19 protein-coding genes are annotated in these 18814 nt (G+C 63.4%); 2 read left to right on the forward strand and 17 right to left on the reverse strand.

Going from position 1 to position 18814, the window contains the following annotated elements; genetic code table 11:
* Nucleotides 1-13: 13 nt before the first annotated feature.
* A complete protein-coding gene (locus MRBLMC3_RS14845) occupies nt 14-1087 on the forward strand; it encodes an acyltransferase family protein (protein ID WP_363830449.1) in 1074 nt (357 codons plus the stop codon).
* On the opposite strand, the gene MRBLMC3_RS14850 is transcribed toward MRBLMC3_RS14845, so the two are convergent.
* From MRBLMC3_RS14850 to MRBLMC3_RS14900, 11 genes are all read right to left on the reverse strand, one after another.
* The gene (locus tag MRBLMC3_RS14850; RefSeq protein ID WP_363830034.1) at nt 1055-2071 is read right to left on the reverse strand and encodes an LLM class flavin-dependent oxidoreductase; all 1017 of its coding nucleotides are present in this window, start codon (nt 2069-2071) and stop codon (nt 1055-1057) included. The genes MRBLMC3_RS14845 and MRBLMC3_RS14850 overlap by 33 nt on opposite strands.
* A gap of 197 nt (nt 2072-2268) precedes the next feature.
* Nucleotides 2269-2712 carry an Hpt domain-containing protein gene (locus MRBLMC3_RS14855; RefSeq protein WP_363830036.1) on the reverse strand — a complete coding sequence of 148 codons (444 nt, stop codon included), beginning with the start codon at nt 2710-2712 and terminating at the stop codon, nt 2269-2271.
* A gap of 108 nt (nt 2713-2820) precedes the next feature.
* Complete coding sequence (locus tag MRBLMC3_RS14860) at nt 2821-3036, reverse strand: sulfurtransferase TusA family protein (RefSeq protein WP_363830039.1); 216 nt, start codon at nt 3034-3036, stop codon at nt 2821-2823.
* Nucleotides 3023-4390, reverse strand: coding sequence for a ribosome biogenesis GTPase Der (der, locus tag MRBLMC3_RS14865; protein ID WP_133652891.1), 1368 nt, complete (start codon nt 4388-4390; stop codon nt 3023-3025). The genes MRBLMC3_RS14860 and der overlap by 14 nt, the downstream gene beginning before the upstream one ends.
* A gap of 117 nt (nt 4391-4507) precedes the next feature.
* Nucleotides 4508-5851, reverse strand: a complete 1344-nt coding sequence (locus MRBLMC3_RS14870) for a PQQ-binding-like beta-propeller repeat protein (protein WP_414714656.1) — start codon at nt 5849-5851, stop codon at nt 4508-4510.
* A gap of 14 nt (nt 5852-5865) precedes the next feature.
* Nucleotides 5866-6564 (reverse strand): tetratricopeptide repeat protein, encoded by a 699-nt coding sequence (locus tag MRBLMC3_RS14875; protein WP_363737235.1) that lies wholly within the window; start codon nt 6562-6564, stop codon nt 5866-5868.
* A gap of 74 nt (nt 6565-6638) precedes the next feature.
* Nucleotides 6639-7511 carry a 3-methyl-2-oxobutanoate hydroxymethyltransferase gene (gene panB, locus MRBLMC3_RS14880; RefSeq protein ID WP_363737234.1) on the reverse strand — a complete coding sequence of 291 codons (873 nt, stop codon included), beginning with the start codon at nt 7509-7511 and terminating at the stop codon, nt 6639-6641.
* Between the two features lie 251 nt (nt 7512-7762).
* Nucleotides 7763-10237, reverse strand: a complete 2475-nt coding sequence (locus MRBLMC3_RS14885; RefSeq protein WP_363830045.1) for a TonB-dependent receptor — start codon at nt 10235-10237, stop codon at nt 7763-7765.
* Between the two features lie 170 nt (nt 10238-10407).
* Complete coding sequence (locus MRBLMC3_RS14890) at nt 10408-10599, reverse strand: YezD family protein (protein WP_363830047.1); 192 nt, start codon at nt 10597-10599, stop codon at nt 10408-10410.
* Nucleotides 10600-10698: 99 nt separating this feature from the next.
* Complete coding sequence (locus tag MRBLMC3_RS14895) at nt 10699-11367, reverse strand: RBBP9/YdeN family alpha/beta hydrolase (RefSeq protein WP_363830050.1); 669 nt, start codon at nt 11365-11367, stop codon at nt 10699-10701.
* Between the two features lie 172 nt (nt 11368-11539).
* Complete coding sequence (locus MRBLMC3_RS14900) at nt 11540-11905, reverse strand: PRC-barrel domain-containing protein (protein ID WP_363830053.1); 366 nt, start codon at nt 11903-11905, stop codon at nt 11540-11542.
* A 94-nt stretch (nt 11906-11999) separates the two neighbouring features.
* On the opposite strand from MRBLMC3_RS14900, the gene MRBLMC3_RS14905 reads away from it, so the two are divergent.
* Complete coding sequence (locus MRBLMC3_RS14905; protein ID WP_133652899.1) at nt 12000-12428, forward strand: OsmC family protein; 429 nt, start codon at nt 12000-12002, stop codon at nt 12426-12428.
* Here the strand turns inward: MRBLMC3_RS14905 and MRBLMC3_RS14910 are convergent.
* From MRBLMC3_RS14910 to MRBLMC3_RS14935, 6 genes are all read right to left on the reverse strand, one after another.
* A complete protein-coding gene (locus MRBLMC3_RS14910; protein ID WP_363737229.1) occupies nt 12425-13330 on the reverse strand; it encodes a DMT family transporter in 906 nt (301 codons plus the stop codon). The genes MRBLMC3_RS14905 and MRBLMC3_RS14910 overlap by 4 nt on opposite strands.
* Before the next feature lie 61 nt (nt 13331-13391).
* A complete protein-coding gene (locus MRBLMC3_RS14915) occupies nt 13392-14204 on the reverse strand; it encodes a class I SAM-dependent methyltransferase (RefSeq protein WP_363830056.1) in 813 nt (270 codons plus the stop codon).
* 186 nt (nt 14205-14390) lie between these two features.
* The gene (locus MRBLMC3_RS14920; protein WP_363737227.1) at nt 14391-15917 is read right to left on the reverse strand and encodes a CpaF family protein; all 1527 of its coding nucleotides are present in this window, start codon (nt 15915-15917) and stop codon (nt 14391-14393) included.
* A 188-nt stretch (nt 15918-16105) separates the two neighbouring features.
* Entirely contained in the window at nt 16106-16360 is a 255-nt protein-coding gene (locus tag MRBLMC3_RS14925) for an ATP synthase F1 subunit epsilon (RefSeq protein WP_133652903.1), read from the reverse strand.
* Between the two features lie 55 nt (nt 16361-16415).
* The gene (atpD, locus tag MRBLMC3_RS14930; RefSeq protein WP_363737226.1) at nt 16416-17861 is read right to left on the reverse strand and encodes a F0F1 ATP synthase subunit beta; all 1446 of its coding nucleotides are present in this window, start codon (nt 17859-17861) and stop codon (nt 16416-16418) included.
* A 25-nt stretch (nt 17862-17886) separates the two neighbouring features.
* Entirely contained in the window at nt 17887-18771 is an 885-nt protein-coding gene (locus tag MRBLMC3_RS14935) for a F0F1 ATP synthase subunit gamma (RefSeq protein WP_363830058.1), read from the reverse strand.
* Between the last annotated feature and the right edge of the window lie 43 nt (nt 18772-18814).

Consider the following 18814-nt stretch of genomic DNA (forward strand, 5'->3'; position numbering starts at 1 on the left):
TCCTGTGTCGCGGATGCCGATGACCGACGTGGCGCGGCAATCCGATGCGATTTCCATCGCGCGGGTGATCTGCATTCTGGGCGTGGTCTATGTACATGCATGGACAGGCCTTAACGGGCACGATCTGGAAAGCCTGCGGGGGACGCCACAGGACAGCTTGCGCTGGGGCCTGATGGAGGTTTTCGGGCGCAGTGCCGTACCTTTGCTCGGATTGATTTCTGGCTGGCTGGTCGCGGGATCGTCGCGAACGCATGACTGGCTGCGTCATGTCGGGCGCAAGGCGCGGACAATCCTGCTGCCTATGATCCTGTGGAATGCGCTGGCGATCCTGCTTGTGTCGGGTGCGGCCTGGGTACTGGGCCTGTCGGCGCCAGTGCCTTCGTCCGGCGACTGGATGTTCCAGGAACTGTTCATCGTCAGCCGCAATCCCGACATCAATGTGCAGATGCCGTTTTTGCGCGACCTGTTCCTGTGCATGCTTGCGGCCCCCCTGTTCGTTCGCCTGCCCGGTTGGGCGCTGGCCATGGTCGCGGCGATGGCGGCGCTGTGCCAGATCATGGGCTGGGGACCGCCAGTGCTGATGCGAGCGTCGATCCTGTTCTTCTTCACCATGGGCATCATCGCACGGCGCGAGGGGCTGGCAAGCCGGATGTCGGCGCTGCCCTGGATTGTTGCGGCGCCGCCCTTTGCGCTGTTGATGACGGCACAGCTCTATATGTCCCTGCATCCGGGCGTCTTGCCACCGGGCATCGGGACGGGCGTGCTTGACATGGCGGTGCGGATCGCGGCCGCGCTGTTCTTCTGGCGGTTGGCCTGGTCGCTGGCGGCCAGCGCGGCACGAGAAATGCTGCTGCGAATCGAGCCGTTCGCCTTCTTCCTGTTCTGCTCACACCTCATCCTGATCTGGCTGGGGGGGCCGGTGCTGGGTCAACTGTTCGGAAAGCTGGGATCGCCCCTCTATCCGGCCTATCTGCTGGTTCAGCCGCTGTTGGTGCTGATGGCCGTGGTGATGCTCGGATCCGTGCTCAGCCGCGCCGCGCCAGGGCTGGCGAAGCTATTGAGCGGGGGCCGGCTGATGTCTGTCTGACGCCGCCTGACCGGCTGCCATGGCGATCTCCAGACTGCGCTTGCGTGCAGCCAGATCGTGAATCTGGCCGCCGATGATGATTTCATCCACCTGAGTGCGGCGGATGAAGGCCGCCAGGTCGCGCTCCACATCGGCTTGGGTGCCGATGGTCGAAGCGCTCAATACATCGGCCAGCATCGCCTGCGCCTGCGGGGGCAGGCTTTCATAATAGCCGGGAACGGGCGGTTGCAGCTTGCCCGGCTGCCCGGTGCGCAGTCGAACAAAGGCCTGCTGCATGGATGTTGCGATCAGCCTGGCTTCGTCCATCGTATCGGCGGCGAAGACATTGTAGCCCGCCATCACATAAGGATGTTCAAGCTGCGCCGAGGGCTGAAAATCACGGCGGTAGATGGCGATGGCCTCGTCCAGCGCGCCGGGCGCGAAGTGCGAGGCGAAGGCGTAGGGCAGGCCAAGCGCGGCGGCCAATTGCGCGCCGTAGAGGCTGGAGCCGAGGATCCAGAGCGGCACATCCTCTCCTGCGCCAGGCGTCGCCCGGAAGCCGAGGCGCGCGTCGCCGGCGAAATAGGCCTGCAATTCCATCACATCGCGCGGGAATTCGTCGGGTCCGCCGCTTAGCGTTCGTCGCATCGCCTGCGCCACGCGCTGGTCGGAGCCGGGAGCGCGTCCTAGGCCGAGGTCGACGCGGCCCGGGAAGAGTGCGGCGAGCGTGCCGAACTGTTCAGCGATCAGCAATGGTGCATGATTGGGCAGCATGATGCCGCCCGCACCGATTCGAATGTGGCTGGTGGCCCGTCCGATATGCGCCAGCACCACGGCGGTCGCGGCGGAGGCGATGCCCGGCATGCCATGATGTTCCGCCACCCAATAGCGGTTGAACCCGAGGGTTTCGGCATGAATGGCAAAGGCAGCGGCGCGGTTCAGCGCTTCACCGGCAGTGCTGCCTTCGTTGACGGGGACGAGGTCCAATACGGAAAAACGGGTCATGGCCAGCATATGGGGCCATGACCCGTTTTATTTCAATACCTAATGGGGGCGGACGCCTGGAGCGGTTTTCGATCCGATTGGACCAGAACGATCACCCTATCCTTGTGGTGCCGCTATTTCTTGACCGTCAGATGATGCGATCCGAGTGGAAATCGCTCCATGCATGGTCCGGCGCCTGCGCCTGCCTGACCGCGCAATCAACCCGCGGCGCGGCCGAATCCGGGAGCGGGATTGTCGACGCGTCTGCCAAAGCCCTGCGGGCGGCGCGCGACGAGTGGATTTGCGTCGCGGTCGAGCAGCGCCATCGTCTCGGTGAAACAAGGGCGCAGCGCAACCACGTCCTCGATCAGTTCATCGGGCCCTTCCCGGCTCTCGACGCAGCGGCGGGCGACCATCTCTATCTTCTCGGCCAGGACGCTCAGTCGATAGGCGCCGAATTGGCCCGACTCGCCCTTCAGCGTGTGCGCCGGGGTGACCAGTGCAGCGGCATTGCGGGCGCGAAATGCCTCTTCGATCGCGCTTATCGCCTTTTCGCCATCCTCGCGGAAATAGCCCAGGATACGGAGGAAGGCGGTGCCCAACTCCGAACGGGATTTGGCAAAATCCGTCCAATTGACCAGTTCGGCCTCTTGATATGACACCCTGACACTCCCTGCCTTGCCGGGGGCAGCATAGAAGAAGAGCGTAAATAGGGGGTTAAGTCGCGAAAGATCGAAAGCCCCATATAATCCAGTGCCGTCCCACGGGCGTCATGGCGATCTGGAAATCTCGAAAAGCGAGGCACCAGTGGCGGTGAATTGCCAGCCCTGCTGCCGCGCCAAAGCCTCCAGTTCCGCCGGCGCGATCGGATCGTCGGCCTCCACCGTGACCGCATGTCCCGAACGCATCGCCCTTGCCACGCGCAGGGCGGGCCAGGGGCATTTCATCCCCCTGGCATCGATATGCACGGCCTCACTTGCTGGCATAGGGATTTTTGGCGCTGCGCAGCGTCAGGCGCACCGGCACGGCGCCAAAGCCCAGTTCCTTGCGGATGCCGTTGACAAGATAGCGGCGATAGCTTTCCGGCAGCTCATCCAGCCGGGTACCGAACAGCACGAAGGTCGGCGGGCGGGTCTTGTTCTGGGTGATGTAGCGAAGCTTGATCCGCTTTCCGCCGGGAGCAGGGGGCGGATTGGCCTCCAGCGCGCGTTCGAACCAGCGGTTGAGGATTCCGGTCGACACGCGCTGCGACCAGGCGGTGCGTGTTTCGAAGGCGACGCGGATGAGATCGTCCAGTCCCTTGCCGGTGGAGGCTGAGACGGTCATGATCGGTACGCCGCGTATCTGCGCGAGGCCGTCGGATAACGCCTGCTTGATGCCCTGATAGAGCGCCGAGCCGTTTTCCACCGTATCCCATTTGTTGAGGGCAATGACGAGGGCGCGGCCTTCCTCGATCACCTTGTCCGCGATGCGCAGGTCCTGCGCCTCCAGCCCGCGGGTGGAGTCAAGCAGAAGCACCACCACTTCGGCGAAGTTCACAGCGTTCAGGCCGTCCGAAACCGCCAGCTTTTCCAGCTTGTCCTGCACCTTGGCGCGCTTGCGCATGCCGGCGGTGTCGATCAGGCGGACCGGGCGTTCCTGGCCGTCGGCGCTGGTCCATTTCCAATCGACCGCGATGCTGTCGCGGGTGATGCCCGCTTCCGGGCCGGTCAGCAGGCGGTTTTCGCCCAGCAGGCGATTGATGAGGGTCGACTTGCCCGCGTTGGGGCGGCCGACAATGGCCAGTTTGAGCGGTGCGGATTCGATGTCGGCTTCATCGGGTTCGGCCTCCTCCTCCTCTTCCTCGCGGTCGATATAGGGCAGGAGAGCCTGGAAAAGGTCGGCCAGGCCCTGACCATGTTCGGCGGAAAAGGGGATGGGATCGCCCAGGCCCAGGCTGAACGCTTCCATTACGCCGTCGTCGCCCGCCTTGCCCTCTGCCTTGTTGGCCATCAGCACGACGGGCGCGTCGCCTTCGCGCAGCCAGCGGGCGATTTCCTCGTCCAGCGGAGTCACGCCGGCGCGGGCGTCCACGACGAACAGCGCTACGTCGGCATTTTCCACCGCCGCCTGGGTCTGCATGCGCATCCGGCCGGGCAGCGTCTGCGGATCTTCATCCTCATAACCGGCGGTGTCGATGATCGTGAAATCGATACCGAGCAGGTTGGCCTGCCCCTCTCGCCGGTCGCGGGTCACGCCGGGCTGGTCGTCGACCAGCGCCAGCTTCTTGCCGACGAGCCGGTTGAAAAGGGTGGACTTGCCCACATTGGGCCGCCCGACAATGGCAATGGTGGGCAGCATGAGAGGCCCTGTTCCTTTAAACTATGAGTGCTCCTGCGGAGACGGGAGCCCAGTCCAGGCGTTGGAACTGGGCTCCCGTCTCCGCAGGAGCACGGTTATCTAGCATTATCGATGGCGTCAGCGAAACGCCGTCAGCTTTCCATCGTCCGCCAGGATATAAAGCGTGTTGTTCGCGACGACCGGCGACAGCGACATGGATTTCTTCAGGTCGACTTCGGCCTGGACCTTGCCGGTCGTCGGATCGACATAGTTGAGGTCGCCATGGGTCGATACCAGGATCAGGCGGCCGCCAGCCAGCACCGGTCCGCTCCAGCGGATGGCCTTGTCCTTCTTCTTTTCCTTCTGCCAGCGGCGAAGCTGGCTGATCCAGCGGATCTTGCCGGTGGCGCGGGCGACGCAGAGCAATTTGGCGTCGCTGGTCACCGCGAACACCCATTCGCCCACGACCGCAGGCGTCGAGATGCCGGCGATGTTGATTTCCCAAAGCCGCTGGCCGCTCACCAGTTCATAGCTCGCCATGCGGCCGCCCTGACCAATGGCGAACACCCGGCCGCGATCGATAACCGGATCAGCATCAATGTCGGTGAGAGTGGCGACGGCCGTGGAAATGCTGGTGCGCGAAAGCGCATCGCCCCACAGCGTCCGGCCATTTTCATAACGATAGGCGGTGAGTTCGCCCGAACTGTAGCCCGCGATCACCGTGCCCTGCGCGGCGGCCGGCGCGGCGACGCCGAAAATGCCGGTGACCTGCAGCGTGCCGCTGTCCGTCCACTGCACTTCGCCATCGCTCTGGTTGAGGGCGAAGATCTGATTGTCCTGGCCCATCACATAGACATGGCCGTTGGCGAGCGTTGGCGCGCCCCGCAGCGGGCCGCCGGGGCGCTTCTTCCACAGGACAGCGCCTGTATTCGCATCCATCGCGGCGACATCGCCCACGCCGGTGCTGGCATAGAGCTTTCCGTCCACCACGCTGACGCCGCCGCCGAACAGGGCGCGGCCGCTGCCTTCGGCAGGGAGGGCGGTTTGCCAGAGCTTCGCGCCGCTGTTCGCGTCGAAGGCGATTACCCGCGCGTCAGCGTCGATCACATAGAGCTTGCCGCCCACGACCACCGGACTGGACGCCAGGCGGGCCTGGGGCGTGCTGCCGGCGATGGAGGTGGTCCAGGCTTGCGAGGGGGACGCCCCGAGCGCCAGATTGCCCATGGTCTTGGCGGGGCTGCCGCCCGGCTGCGACCATTGATCGTTCACATAGGGTTCGGGCAGGGTCACCGGCACGTCGGCCAGCGTCGGGTCGACCTCCACCCCCTGTTCATTGCTGAGGATCGAGGTGCGCTTGCCGACCACGGGGGTCTTGGGCCCGCCCTTCTTGCCGCCAACAATGCCGCAACCTGCGAGCAGGGCGATCATCATGGCAACGGTCAGGGCGCGGCTGGCGCCAGAAAATTTCGTCATGCTGTGCATTCCCATGCGCCCAATCATTCCTGTCCGGCCACAACCGGCGTTTCGACTGCGTCCACACCCAATAAGCCCGCCATCTGTCGCGCGCGTGAACGGATCGACTGGGGCACGTTCCTGTCCTTCGCCATGGCGGCGAACAGCGGCCCGGCAAGGTCGGGCTTGCGCATCTTCATATAAGCGATGGCGACCAGTTCCCCGGCGCTGCCGAACCAGGGCGCGCCCTCCACGGCGAGGGGCTTCAGCCTGTCGATCACCTGTTGCGGAGCCAGGCTTTCATATTCGAGCGTGGTCTGACGGATGAGGGCGAGGTCGCGATAGGGCTGGTCGAGCGAACTGTCATCGGCCATCGCCTTATAGGCGGCGATCGCGGCCTTGCTGTCGCCCTTGCGCGCGGCGGCGCCCGCCTTCACCAGCAACGCGGAGGCGCGAAAGCCGGGCTGGCTCGCCTGGGTGAGCTTGTCCAGTTCCTTCGCATCAGGGGTGCCGCCGCCGACGGCGGTAGCGATCACCTTGTCCATTTCCTCGGACACCGCCTGCGATTGCGTCCTGGTGTAATGCTGCCAATAGAGCCAGCCGCCGAAGGCAGCGAGGCCGATGATCACCGCCGCGACGATCCAGCGGCCAAAGCGCTGCCAGAAGGTCAGCAACTGGTCCTGCCGGACGGCCTCGTCGACCTCGCGCATAAAGGCTTCGCTGTTTTGCGGCGTCAGGGCCACTTGGGTCTCCAGAAATTCATCAGAAAAGGCAGGCGGAAGGCGCGATCATTAGCGGCGCTATTGCTTCGCGCAAATCACTTTTTGGGCCGATAGACCTGATCTTCGGTTGGAAAGTGCCGGTTTCGGACATCCGCCGCATATTGGGCAGCGGCCTTTTCGATGGTTTCCGCGATATTTTCATAGCGCTTCACGAAGCGGGGCACGCGATCGAACATGCCCAGCATGTCCTCCGCCACCAGCACCTGCCCGTCGCAATGGGCCGAAGCGCCGATGCCGATCACTGGCACGTCGACGCTGTCGGTGACGGTGATGGCGATGTCTTCCATCACGCCCTCCAGCACCATGGCGAAGGCGCCGGCCTGCGCCACGGCGCGGGCGTCGGCGATGATCTTCGCATGCTCCTCCTGGCTCTTGCCGCGCGCGCCATAGCCGCCCAGCGCGTTTACCGCCTGCGGGGTGAGGCCGATATGCGCCATGACCGGAATGCCGCGCTGGCTGAGGAAGCTGATGGTTTCCGCCATGGCGACCCCGCCCTCCAGCTTGACGGCCGCGCAACCAGTTTCCGCCATGACGCGGCTGGCGCTGGCAAAGGCCTGTTGCGGGGAGGCTTCGTAGCTGCCGAAGGGCATGTCGACCAGCACGACGCTGTGATAGCTGCCGCGCACCACGGCGGCGCCATGGGCGATCATCATGTCGAGCGTGACGGGCAGGGTGGAGGGGAGGCCATAGATCACCTGCCCCAGCGAATCACCCACCAGCAGCATGTCGCAATGCGAGTCGAGCAGTTGCGCCTGCCGCGCGGTGTAGGCGGTGAGCATCACCAGCGGTTCCTGCGTCTTCCCTTCGAACTTGCGGCGCTGGATGGCGGGCACCGTCAGGCGCTTCATCGGCGCGGGCGTCGGATTGGCGCGGCTGGTCGACGTGTCGAGCGTGAAGGTCGTGGACATGGCTGCGCTGTAACGCAGCGGGGCGCAGGGCGCAAATCATGCCACATATTTGGCATAAGTGGGGTTTTTCGATCTGATTGGATGAGGCCGATCGCTCTCTTGTTTCCTTCCATGCCGATTTCCCGACCGTCAGATGATGCCAGCTGACCGGAAATCGCCCATGTCTTCACAGGAGCACCACCCAAAAATACGGGAGCGACAGGGCCGTGTCGCTCCCGCAGGGGGTGAACCTCGCTTGAGTGTCCAGAGGTTCAGAAGGAAAATTTGATCGTTCCGCCCCAGGTCCTTGGGTCGCCGGGCGTGCCGGCGATAAGGCCGGTGTTGCCGGGGGCTACCTGAAGATTGTCGATATAGTTGACGTCGAAGGCGTTGCGGACCCAGCCGAAGACATCGAAGCCGTCACCCCGGAAGCCGGCGCGGAAGTTGGTGAGGGCGTAGCCCTTCACCTCCGTATAGATCGACGGCGTGGCGTTGGAGTTCCAGTGTGAACGATAGTTGCCGTCCACGCCGACATAGAGCTGGCCGTCCTTGTCGAGCAACGTCAGCGGAATATTATATTCCGCGCCGTAGGAGAAGGCCCATTTCGACACGCCGGGCAGACGCTCGCCGGAAATGTCGACGAAGGGCGGGCTGACCTGGCTGGCCGTAGCGGCGGGGCCAGGCGTGCCGGTGTAGGAGTAACGGCCGGTCACCACAATGCCAGTGCTTGATCCGCCAGCCAGTTCCGGCGGTGGCGGCGCGTTGCAGAACTTCACATATTTGGCGTCGGTATAGGCGCCGTTCGCATAAGCGGTGAAGCGGTCGCTGGCGACGATCTTGAAGTCGGCCTCGATACCCTGCGACCGGACCTTGTCGGCATTGGCGAGATAGCCGCGCGTCGTGCCGAACTGTCCGCCATTCACCGTCGCCTGGAAATCCTTGATCTCGGTGCGGAAGGCGGTGAGGTTGAAGGTCGCGCGACGGTTCCAGAACTGGGTCTTGAGGCCCACTTCGAAATGATTGACCGATTCCGGCTTCACCGTGCCGGCGGCATAGTTGACGGTGTTGTCGGAATTGAGCGGCAGGCCGTTCTGATTGATGCCCAGCGTCTTGAAGCTCTTGGCATAGGTCGCATAGGCCAGGATGTCGGGCGCGATCTTGTAGTTGACGTTGAAGTCGTAGGTGAAGTTCCAGGCGCTGTCGGAAGGTGCGCTGACCTGCGGCTGGTAGATGCCGCATTGGGCGGTCAGCACCGGATTGCCGGCCGTTGCCGAGGGAGCGCAGCTGGTGATGACCGCACCCGTACCGGTGGTCACGACCCGCTGATAGAAGCCCGACTTCTTGTCATAGTTGAGGCGCGCGCCCGGCTGAATGGTCAGGGCATCGGTGACTTTCCAGCTAAGCTGGCCGAACAGCGCCGCGCTTTCGCTCTTCAGCCATTGCGTGTTGGTTGCGGTCAACCCCTGCAGAATGCTCGGGTTGTTCGCATTCGCGCCCGTGAGGTTCCACTTGCTGGCTGCAGCGCCCTGCTGTTCGGTGCCCTGCGTGTCTATCCGCTGCTTGAAGCCGAACAGGCCGACGACGAAGTCGACCTTCCTGCTTTCGTAATTATAGCGGAATTCCTGGCTATACTGGTCCTGCTGCGAGGGGTTCTGCGACAGCGAGACAATCGGCAGGCCGGTGAAGTCGCGGTCGTTCGCAGGCTTCCAGTCCCAGAAGCGCCAGGCGGTGACCGACGTCAGCGTGCCGGGGCCGACATTCCATTTGATGCGGGCCGAGACGCCGCCGATCTTGTTGCCCGCATTCAGTTCCGAATCAAGGTCGGTCAAGCGGTCATAGGGATTGCGGCTGGGGACCACATAGCCCTGCGCGGCGGCGAGCGCGTCATATTGGCGGGTGAGCGGGCGCTGCGTCGTGCCGACGCGCACGAAGACGGTGCCGCAGCATTCCGGGTTTTGCCGGCTGTAATCGCCCGACAGGGTCAGGCTGAAGTCATCGTTCGGCTGGAACAGCAGCTGGCCGCGAATGCCCAGATTGTCCTGCTCATTGATCCAGCGGTCCGACGTCACATTGTAGATCGTGCCGCGGCGGCTGGTCGAGGCGATCGCGATGCGCGCGGCGATGGTGTCCGACAGCGGTCCCGAAACGGCGGCTTTCGCCTGCTTGAGGCCCAGATTGCCGACGCTGAGTTCGGCGCGGCCCTCGAAATTGAAAGTCGGCTGGTTGGTCGTGATGTTGATCGCGCCGGCGGTCGTGTTCTTGCCGTAGAGCGTGCCCTGCGGGCCGCGCAGCACTTCGACCTGGTTGACGTCGAGAAAGTCGAAAGTCGCAGCGGCGACGCGCGAGTTGTAGACGTCGTCGACATAGATGCCCACGCCCTGTTCGAACCCGTCACTGGTAAGGCCGAACGGCACGCCCAGGCCACGGATGTTGACGGAGGTGTTGCGCGGGTTGGTGGTGTAGACCTGGAGCGTCGGGGCGAGTTGCTGAAGCTTCACGACGTTGAAGTTGCCGGTCGCTTCGATGCTGTCGCCGCGCACGACGGAGATCGCCAGCGGCACCTCCTGCGCGGTTTCGGCGCGGCGGCGGGCGGTGACGATGATCACTTCGCCGCGGGCGCTGGATGCCTGTTCTGCGCTGTCCGCCGCGGATTGCGGAGAGGTTTGAGACGCATCCTGCGCTTGTGCGCTGGACGCGATGATGGATGCGCCCGCCACGCTGGCGAGCAACAGATAACGCGCAATCATGATGATTCCCCTTCCGGATGTCCGGTGAATGTTGATCGCGGCCTCTGCGGTGATCCGCTCAAAGCCCCTGGTCTGGGAATGGAAAATGTGGCCCACCCCTTGCCACCTGTTGTTCAGCCCTTTGGCGGGCCTTTTTCAGCAACCCTGTAGTCTTGCGCCCCCGCTTTGCTTCAGGCGGTAAGGCGCGTCTTTTCCGTCACGTCGATCTGCACCACCCGTGCATCATGGACGGTCAGCGTGACAGATCCGAAGCGAAGGGCCTCCAATACGCTGCGCACCTTTTCGATGCTGACCGCTATGTCGTGGCGCTGCCCATCGCCGTGGCCGTTGCGGGCGAATTCGATCGATCGGTTTTCACTCATAAATACCTCTTGGCCGCTCTTTATCTCAACTGTATCGATAGACAAAAAAGCAAATATAAGGGGCGCTCAAGTTTCCCTTGTCGCGCCCTGGAAGAAAGTTCAGCCGTTGACCCGCAATGCCGCCAATCGTCGCTCCTGATGCGCGAGCGGGATGGCGGGCCTTAACTGGCGCATTGCAGAGGCCTGCTCATGTGCATTGTCGATCAGCTTGTCGAGAAGAGCCTGACCGAAGCGCCATTCGCCCAGACCCGAATCCGCATTGATATGGCCGCAAAAGCCCGCGTCGACAAAGCTGCTGCCCCAGTTCTTGCCGATGCTGTGGGCGCGTTCGAAGAAAATATAGGGATCGTTGCGGCTCGCCACGACGATCGATGGAAAGGGCAACTGCGCGCGCGGTGTGGGGCCGAAGCCGCCGATCGTCTCGGGCGTTTCCATCCGGTCACAATCCGGCGGCGCCACCAGCAACGCGCCTGTCACGGGCCAGCCATAGGCCTGGCTCTGCAGGGCGCCCCACCAGGCGACCGCAAGGCAGCCCAGGCTGTGCGCAGCCAGGATGATCGGGCCGTTCGCCGCCCGGATCGCGGCATCCAGCCGCGTGACCCAGCTGTTGCGGCTGGGGCTGGCCCAGCTACCGAGGTCGACGCGCTCGCAATCGCCCCGCGTCTTTTCCCATAGTGTCTGCCAATGGCCCGGCCCGCTATTGTTGAGGCCGGGAATGGTCAGCACGACCGGTTGGCGCGCGTCTCCCGAATGTCCGAATCGCTCCATGGTGAGATCCTCGTCCTATTGTCGAGGGAGAGATAATTCTATTTATCCAGTAGACAATGGGGAAGCGACAAAATGTGTCGGAATCTAGGCAACCCGATTCATCTGACGTTCATCTAGCCAAAGGCGTCGCCGGCTACCTCCTTTGCGCGGCGGGACGCTGCCCGAATGTTCCTCACCAGGGGTAGATCAGCCCATAATAATGGAACACGCTGCGGCCATAGGCGTCGTCGTAATCCGGCCGTTCGTCGGGCAGATGCCGGGGCGCCTGGTCCAATATGTCCCGGGCGAGATCCACTACATAGCCGCCCCTGTCCGTGTCGTAGCTGAGCATCGACCAGGGCAGCGGATAATGGTCGGTGCCCATGCCCAGAAAGCCGCCGAAAGACAGGACCGCATAGCGCACCTGCCCGCTGCGCTTGTCCACCATGAATTTGGAGATATGGCCCAGCCGCTCGCCCTGCCGGTTATAGACTGTGGTGCCCTCGACCCGGTCGGATGCGATCAGGTCGCCATGATTTTCCCTCGACATGTCAGACATTGTCACTCTCCTGCGAAAAAATCGCGCTATGGTGACCGAACCCAGGGGGACCGGCAGGGTTCCCCGAGCTCGGCAGGCAGACAGGAGGACGATCATGAAGATCAATCGCAGCGGATCGGCGGTATGGAGCGGCGGGCTGAAGGATGGGAAGGGTGCGATCTCGACCCAGAGTGGCGCGCTTGACGCCTATCCCTATGGCTTTGCGACGCGGTTCGAGGGCGTGCCGGGCAGCAATCCGGAGGAATTGATCGCGGCTGCGCATGCCTCCTGCTTCACCATGGCCCTGTCGCTGATTCTGGGCGAAGCTGGACTGACCGCGGAGAAGATGGAGACCAATGCCGTCGTGACGCTGGAACAGCAGGATGGCGGCTTTGCCATCACGGCGAGCAGGTTGAGCCTGAAGGCGAGCATAGCCGGCGTGGACGATGCCCGTTTTCAGGAACTGGCGGCCGTAGCGAAGGCCAATTGTCCGGTGTCCAAGCTGCTGAAGGCGGAAATCAGCCTGGACGCGGAACTGCTCTAGGCTGGAGCCATGCGCCTGGCGCGGACATGTTCCCGCCAGGCGATGTACAGGCCGCTTCCGATGATCAGCGCCGCGCCCACCCAGGTCGTCACCATCGGCCAATTGCCCCAGATCGCCCAACTGAGCAGCGTCGTCCAGATGATCGCACTGTAGTCCATCGGCAGCACCACCGAAACCGGCGCCTGGCGCAGGGCGGCCGTCATGCAGATTTGCGCGATCCCGCCCGCTACGCCGATCAGCAGCAGCAGTCCCCAGGTGACGGCATCATGCGCCTGACCATAGAACAGCATGGCCACGCCCAATGGCGGCAGGGACAGCAGGGTGAACCAGAAGACGATCACCCCGGCGCTTTCCGTTCGCCCCAATTCGCGCAGGATCAGGCTGACGCTGGCGGTGATGAACGCGCCGCCAAGTGCGACCGCCACGCCGATGGCGGGGAAATGGCCGGCGTCTGGCCGGACCATGATGAGAACGCCGACAAAGCCGGCCAGAACGGCGCTCCACCTGTGGATGCCCGTCGCCTCGCGCAGGATCAGCGCGGACAATATGGTGCCGAAGATCGGCATGGTGAAACCGATGGTGGCCGCTTCCGCCGGCAGCAGCAGGATATAGGAGAGAAAATTGAGCGCCATGCCGGTCATGCCGATCGCCATGCGCGTGGCATGAACGCCGATGCGCCGCGTGCGGATCGATCCGATGCCTGTCGTCGTGGCAATCCAGACGAACACCACAGGCAAGGCCAGCGCCTGCCGGTAGAATAGCGATTCGACCAAATGGACGCCGTGCCTGTCGGCCAGCCTGATCGTCACCGACATGATCGACAGGCAGATGACCGCTATCAGTCGCAGGCCAATGGCCGTGAACGGACGATGCGGACGGCAGGAAGGGGAAGCGGGCGGCACGTTTTTCCCCTTAACCGGGAAGATGCGGCGCGCAACTACTATCCCCGTCCAGGGCGAGACGCTACTTCATCGGCTTGCGAAATTTGAGCGTCATCCTGTCGCTTTCGCCGATGGCGAGATATTTCGCCCTGTCGACCTCTCCATTGCTCAGGGTCGGCGGGAGCGTCCAAACGCCCTTTTCCCAATCCGCGCTGTCCCTGGGATTGGCGTTGACCTCCGACGATCCGACATATTGGAAGCCGGCGGCCTCGGCGAGATGGCGGATGGTCGAAACCTTGAGATATCCGCTCGTCTTCTCCATCGCGACATCGCGCGTTTCAGGTAGGCGATGGTCGACGATGCCCAGCGTGCCGCCGGGCTTCAGCAGGTTGAAAAAGGCCTTGAACGTCGCTGCTTCGGTTCCGTTCATCACCATATTGTGGACGTTGCGGAAGGTCAGCAGCGTGTCGACGCTGCCGGCCGGAACGAGGCTGGTCTGGTCAGGGAAGGGTACCAGCTGAACCTTGTCATAGACGGCGGGCTTTGTCGCAAGGAACGCCTTGTACCTGTCCAGGTAGCGGCCGGTCGGCTGAAGCGCGTAGAATTTGCCCTTCTCGCGCAGCAGGGGCGCCAATATCTCCGTGTACCAACCGCCGCTGGGCGCATATTCGACCACCGTCTGGCCCGGTTTCACGCCGAAAAAGGCGAGCGTTTCGGCCGGATGGCGATAGATGTCGCGGGCGACGTTGGCGGGCGTGCGGCTGGACGAGGCAACGGCAGCGGTGATCGGATCATTTGCCTGATGCTGGGCATGCTGGGCATGCTGGGCGGCGAGGGGAAGCAGCGGCAGGGACAGGCCGGTCAGCAGCAGGGCGGCGCGGGCTAGTCGGTTCATCGGCATTCCTCTCTTGCGGGAAGAGCGTCCGATGTGCCGATGATGCGCGCCTTGCGCAAGCGGGCCGGCGGAAAATGTCCGCCGGCAACACATTGTTACAAACCCAATCCGGGTTCCCTGCTTTCCCGGCATATCAGAGTCGGCGGCCAGTTCGGATCGCTTGGAAGCGACTGGAGGCGCCGATCGTTACAGGCAGGCTTCCAGGAAAGGCTGGTCGAAGCCGAACTGCCGGGCCTTGTCGAGCGTGTAGGGGCGCAGGCCCATGGATCGATATTCGCCGATGATCTTCCCGCTGTCGTCCTCGTCATGATATTCGAACTTGAACAGTTCCTGGGTGACGATCACGTCGCCTTCCATGCCGATGACTTCGGTGACGTTGGTGACGCGGCGCGAACCGTCGCGCAGGCGCTTCACCTGCACGATCAGGTCGACCGAGTCGGCGATCTGCTTGGAAATCGCTTCCTTCGGGATCTTGATGTCGCCCATCAGGATCATGTTTTCCATACGGCCCAGGCATTCGCGCGGGGAGTTGGAGTGGAGCGTACACATGGAGCCGTCATGGCCGGTGTTCATCGCGGCGAGCAGGTCGAAACACTCCGCGCCACGAATTTCGCCCAGGATGATGCGGTCAGGGCGCATACGCAGGGCGTTCTTGACAAGGTCGCCGATGGTGATCGCGCCCTGGCCCTCCAGGTTCGGCGGGCGTGTTTCCAGCGGCAGCCAGTGCGGCTGTTGCAGGCGCAGTTCGGCCGCGTCCTCGATGGTCAGCACGCGTTCGCCCGGGTCGATCATCTTCGACAGGGCGTTGAGCATGGTGGTCTTGCCCGAACCCGTACCGCCCGAGATGACGATGTTGAAGCGGCAGGCGCCTGCGATCTTGAGCGCCGTGCACATCTTCTGGCTCATCGCGCCCCATTGGGCGAGCATGTCGAGGGTGATCGGCTTGGCGGAGAATTTACGGATCGAGATGGCCGTGCCGCGCAGCGACAGCGGCGGTACGATCACGTTCACGCGGCTGCCGTCGGGCAGGCGGGCGTCGGCCAGCGGCGTGGTCTGGTCGACGCGGCGGCCGACCTTGTTCACGATGCGCTGGGCGATCTGGAACAGATGTTCTTCGTCGCGGAACTTGATGGGCGCGATCTGGAGCTTGCCCTTCTTTTCGATATAGGTCTGCTCAGGACCATTGACCATGATGTCGCTGACGTCCGGATCCGCCAGCAGTTCCTCCAGCGGGCCGAGGCCGAGCAGTTCGTCCACCAGCACCTTTTCCAGCGCGAATTGTTCGCGGCGGTTGAGGGTCAGCTTCAGTTCCGCCAGCACCTCCATGATGATCGGGCGGAATTCCTCGGCCAGTTCATCCTTGGTCAGCGTGGCGGCGGCTTCGGGGTCGACACGTTCCAGCAGGCGGGGAAGCACCTGCTCCTTGATCTTGTGGACCGAGGCTTCGAAGCCCTGGGGTCCGGCATCGGCGGCATGTTCGGCATTGGCGCGATCCGACAGACGCTGCATCGCGTCGGCGTTGCGCTGCATCTGGCCGGTGGGCGCGGAAAGCGGGTCGAGCGGCGCTTCCGTCGGGATGGCGGTCATGTCCAGGGGCGGGAATTGCTCGCCGCCCTTGACCTCTTCCCTGGGCGCGCCCCCCTGCATCGGTCGGGCGAGGCCGAAACCTGGCTTGATGCCTGCAGGTCCATTTTTCCGTCCAAACGCGCTCATAATTCTCCGCCGAAATGACTGGGGCACAGCTGTGGCTGAAAAAGGTGAATAAGGCGGAAACTTTGATAAATGCCTAATGGCGACGGGTCGTCTTGCCGGGGAAGGCAGGATGGAAACGCGCAAAAAAGAAGGGCCGCGCTCCGGATTGGAGCACGGCCCTTCTGTAGCATATGTCGCTGCGGCTGATGTCAGCCCGCATGCTCCGCAAGGACGGTCAGGCCCTTTTCATTGACCTCGGCGAAGCCGCCGCGAACCGGAATGACCTCCGGTGCAGCGCCTGACGACGCGAAGATCTGGATCGCGCCGTCGCGAACGGTCGACATGAAGGGTGCATGACCCTCCAGCACGCCGAAGTCGCCATCGGTGCCGGGGACGACCACCTGATAGACCTCTTCCGAGCGGACGAGCTTTTCCGGGGTCACGAGTTCGAAATGCAGTGCCATTCTTGGGAAGTCCTAAATCCCCTCCCATGAAGAGGGAGGGGGACATGAGCGTTGCTTAGGCGGCTTCGGCAGCCAGCTTCTTCGCCTTCTCGACGGCTTCGTCGATGCCGCCGACCATGTAGAAGGCGTTTTCAGGCAGATGGTCATATTCGCCTTCGACCACGGCCTTGAACGACTTCACCGTGTCCTCGATCTGGACGAACTTGCCCGAGATGCCGGTGAAGACTTCGGCGACGTGGAAGGGCTGCGACAGGAACTTCTGGATCTTGCGGGCGCGGGCGACAGTGAGCTTGTCCTCTTCGGACAGCTCGTCCATGCCGAGGATCGCGATGATGTCCTGAAGCGACTTGTACTTCTGCAGGATCGCCTGAACCGCGCGGGCGGTTTCATAATGCTCCTGCCCTACGACGCGGGGTTCCAGAACGCGGCTGGTCGAGTCCAGCGGGTCGACCGCCGGATAGATACCCAGTTCCGAAATGGCGCGGTTGAGAACGGTGGTGGCGTCCAAGTGCGCGAACGAAGTCGCCGGTGCCGGGTCGGTCAAGTCGTCCGCGGGGACGTACACGGCCTGCACCGAGGTGATCGAACCCTTGTTGGTCGAGGTGATGCGCTCCTGAAGGGCGCCCATGTCGGTGGCGAGGGTTGGCTGATAGCCCACGGCCGAAGGGATACGGCCAAGCAGGGCCGACACTTCAGCGCCCGCCTGGGTGAAGCGGAAGATGTTGTCGACGAAGAACAGCACGTCCTGGCCTTCCTGGTCGCGGAAATATTCCGCGATGGTGAGGCCCGACAGGGCGACGCGGGCGCGGGCGCCCGGGGGCTCGTTCATCTGGCCATAGACCAGCGCCACCTTGGAGCCTTCGCTGATTGCGTTGCCGTCGGCGTCCTTGGCGATAACGCCGGCGTCGAGAAATTCGTGATAAAGGTCGTTGCCCTCGCGGGTACGCTCACCGACGCCCGCGAACACCGAGGTGCCGCCATGGCCCTTGGCGATATTGTTGATCAGTTCCTGGATGAGCACGGTCTTGCCCACGCCCGCGCCACCGAACAGGCCGATCTTGCCGCCCTTCGCATAGGGGGCGAGAAGGTCGATGACCTTGATGCCGGTGACGAGGATCGACGCGTCGGTCGACTGGTCGACGAACTCGGGAGCCTTGGCGTGGATCGGGGCGGAGAGGGTGGTTTCCACCGGGCCGCGCTCGTCGATCGGCTCGCCGACGACGTTCAGGATGCGGCCGAGGGTGGCCGGGCCGACGGGAACGCGGATCTGCGCGCCGGTGTCGATGACTTCCTGACCGCGGGTCAGGCCGTCGGTCGAGTCCATCGCGATGGTGCGGACGGTGTTCTCACCCAGATGCTGGGCGACTTCCAGAACGAGGCGCTGGCCGTTGTTGCTGGTTTCCAGCGCCGAGAGAATGAACGGCACCGCATCGGGGAAGGTCACGTCGACGACAGCGCCGATGACCTGCGAGATGCGGCCTACATTGTTGGTGGTTGCCATGACTGCTTCCTTGCGTGCGTGATCTTTAAAGGGCTTCGGCGCCCGAAATGATTTCGACGAGTTCGGTGGTGATCGCGGCCTGCCGGCTGCGGTTATACTGGATCGTCAGCTTGTTGATGAGGTCGCCGGCATTGCGGGTCGCATTGTCCATGGCGGTCATCGACGCGCCCTGTTCGGACGCATTGTTTTCCAGCAATGCCTTGAAAATCTGCACCGTGATGTTGCGCGGCAGCAGGTCGTCGAGGATCGCTTCCTCGCTCGGTTCATACTCCACCGTCGCGCCGATGGCGTTGCGGTCGGCGTCTTCGGGAATCTTGACCGGGATGATCTGCTGCTCGGTCGGGATCTGCGCGAGCGCCGACTTGAAGCGCGAGAAGAAGAGGTGCGCGACGTCGAACTTGCCGTTCAGATACATGTCGGTCAGCTCGTGCGCTATGGCTTCAGCCTGCGCATAGCCCGGCTCCTTGGCGCCCGTCGTGTCATATTGGGCGACGATCATGCCGGGGAAAGTGCGGTTGATGACCGGGCGACCCTTGCGACCGATGAGGTAGAAACGGACGGTCTTGCCCGCGTCGATCAGTTCTTGCGCCTTGGCGCGGGCGGCCTTGACGATATTCGCGTTGAACGCGCCGGCGAGGCCGCGGTCGGAGTTGGCGACGACCAGCAGATGCACGTCGTCCTTACCGGTGCCGGCGAGCAGCGGGGAAGCGCCTTCGCCCGAACCGCCGGCGATCTTCGACGCGAGGCTGGCGACGACCGCTTCGAGGCGGCTGGAATAGGGGCGCGCAGCCTCAGCCGCGGCCTGCGCCTTGCGCAGCTTCGCGGCGGCGACCATCTGCTTCGCCTTGGTGATCTTCTGGGTCGATTTAACCGACCCGATACGGATCTTCAGTTCCTTGAGGCTGGCCATGTCCCGTCTCGTTCAATCCTGTTCCGTCATGCCAGCGCAGACT

The organism is Sphingobium sp. LMC3-1-1.1, assembly GCF_040676285.1.
GTDB lineage: Bacteria > Pseudomonadota > Alphaproteobacteria > Sphingomonadales > Sphingomonadaceae > Sphingobium.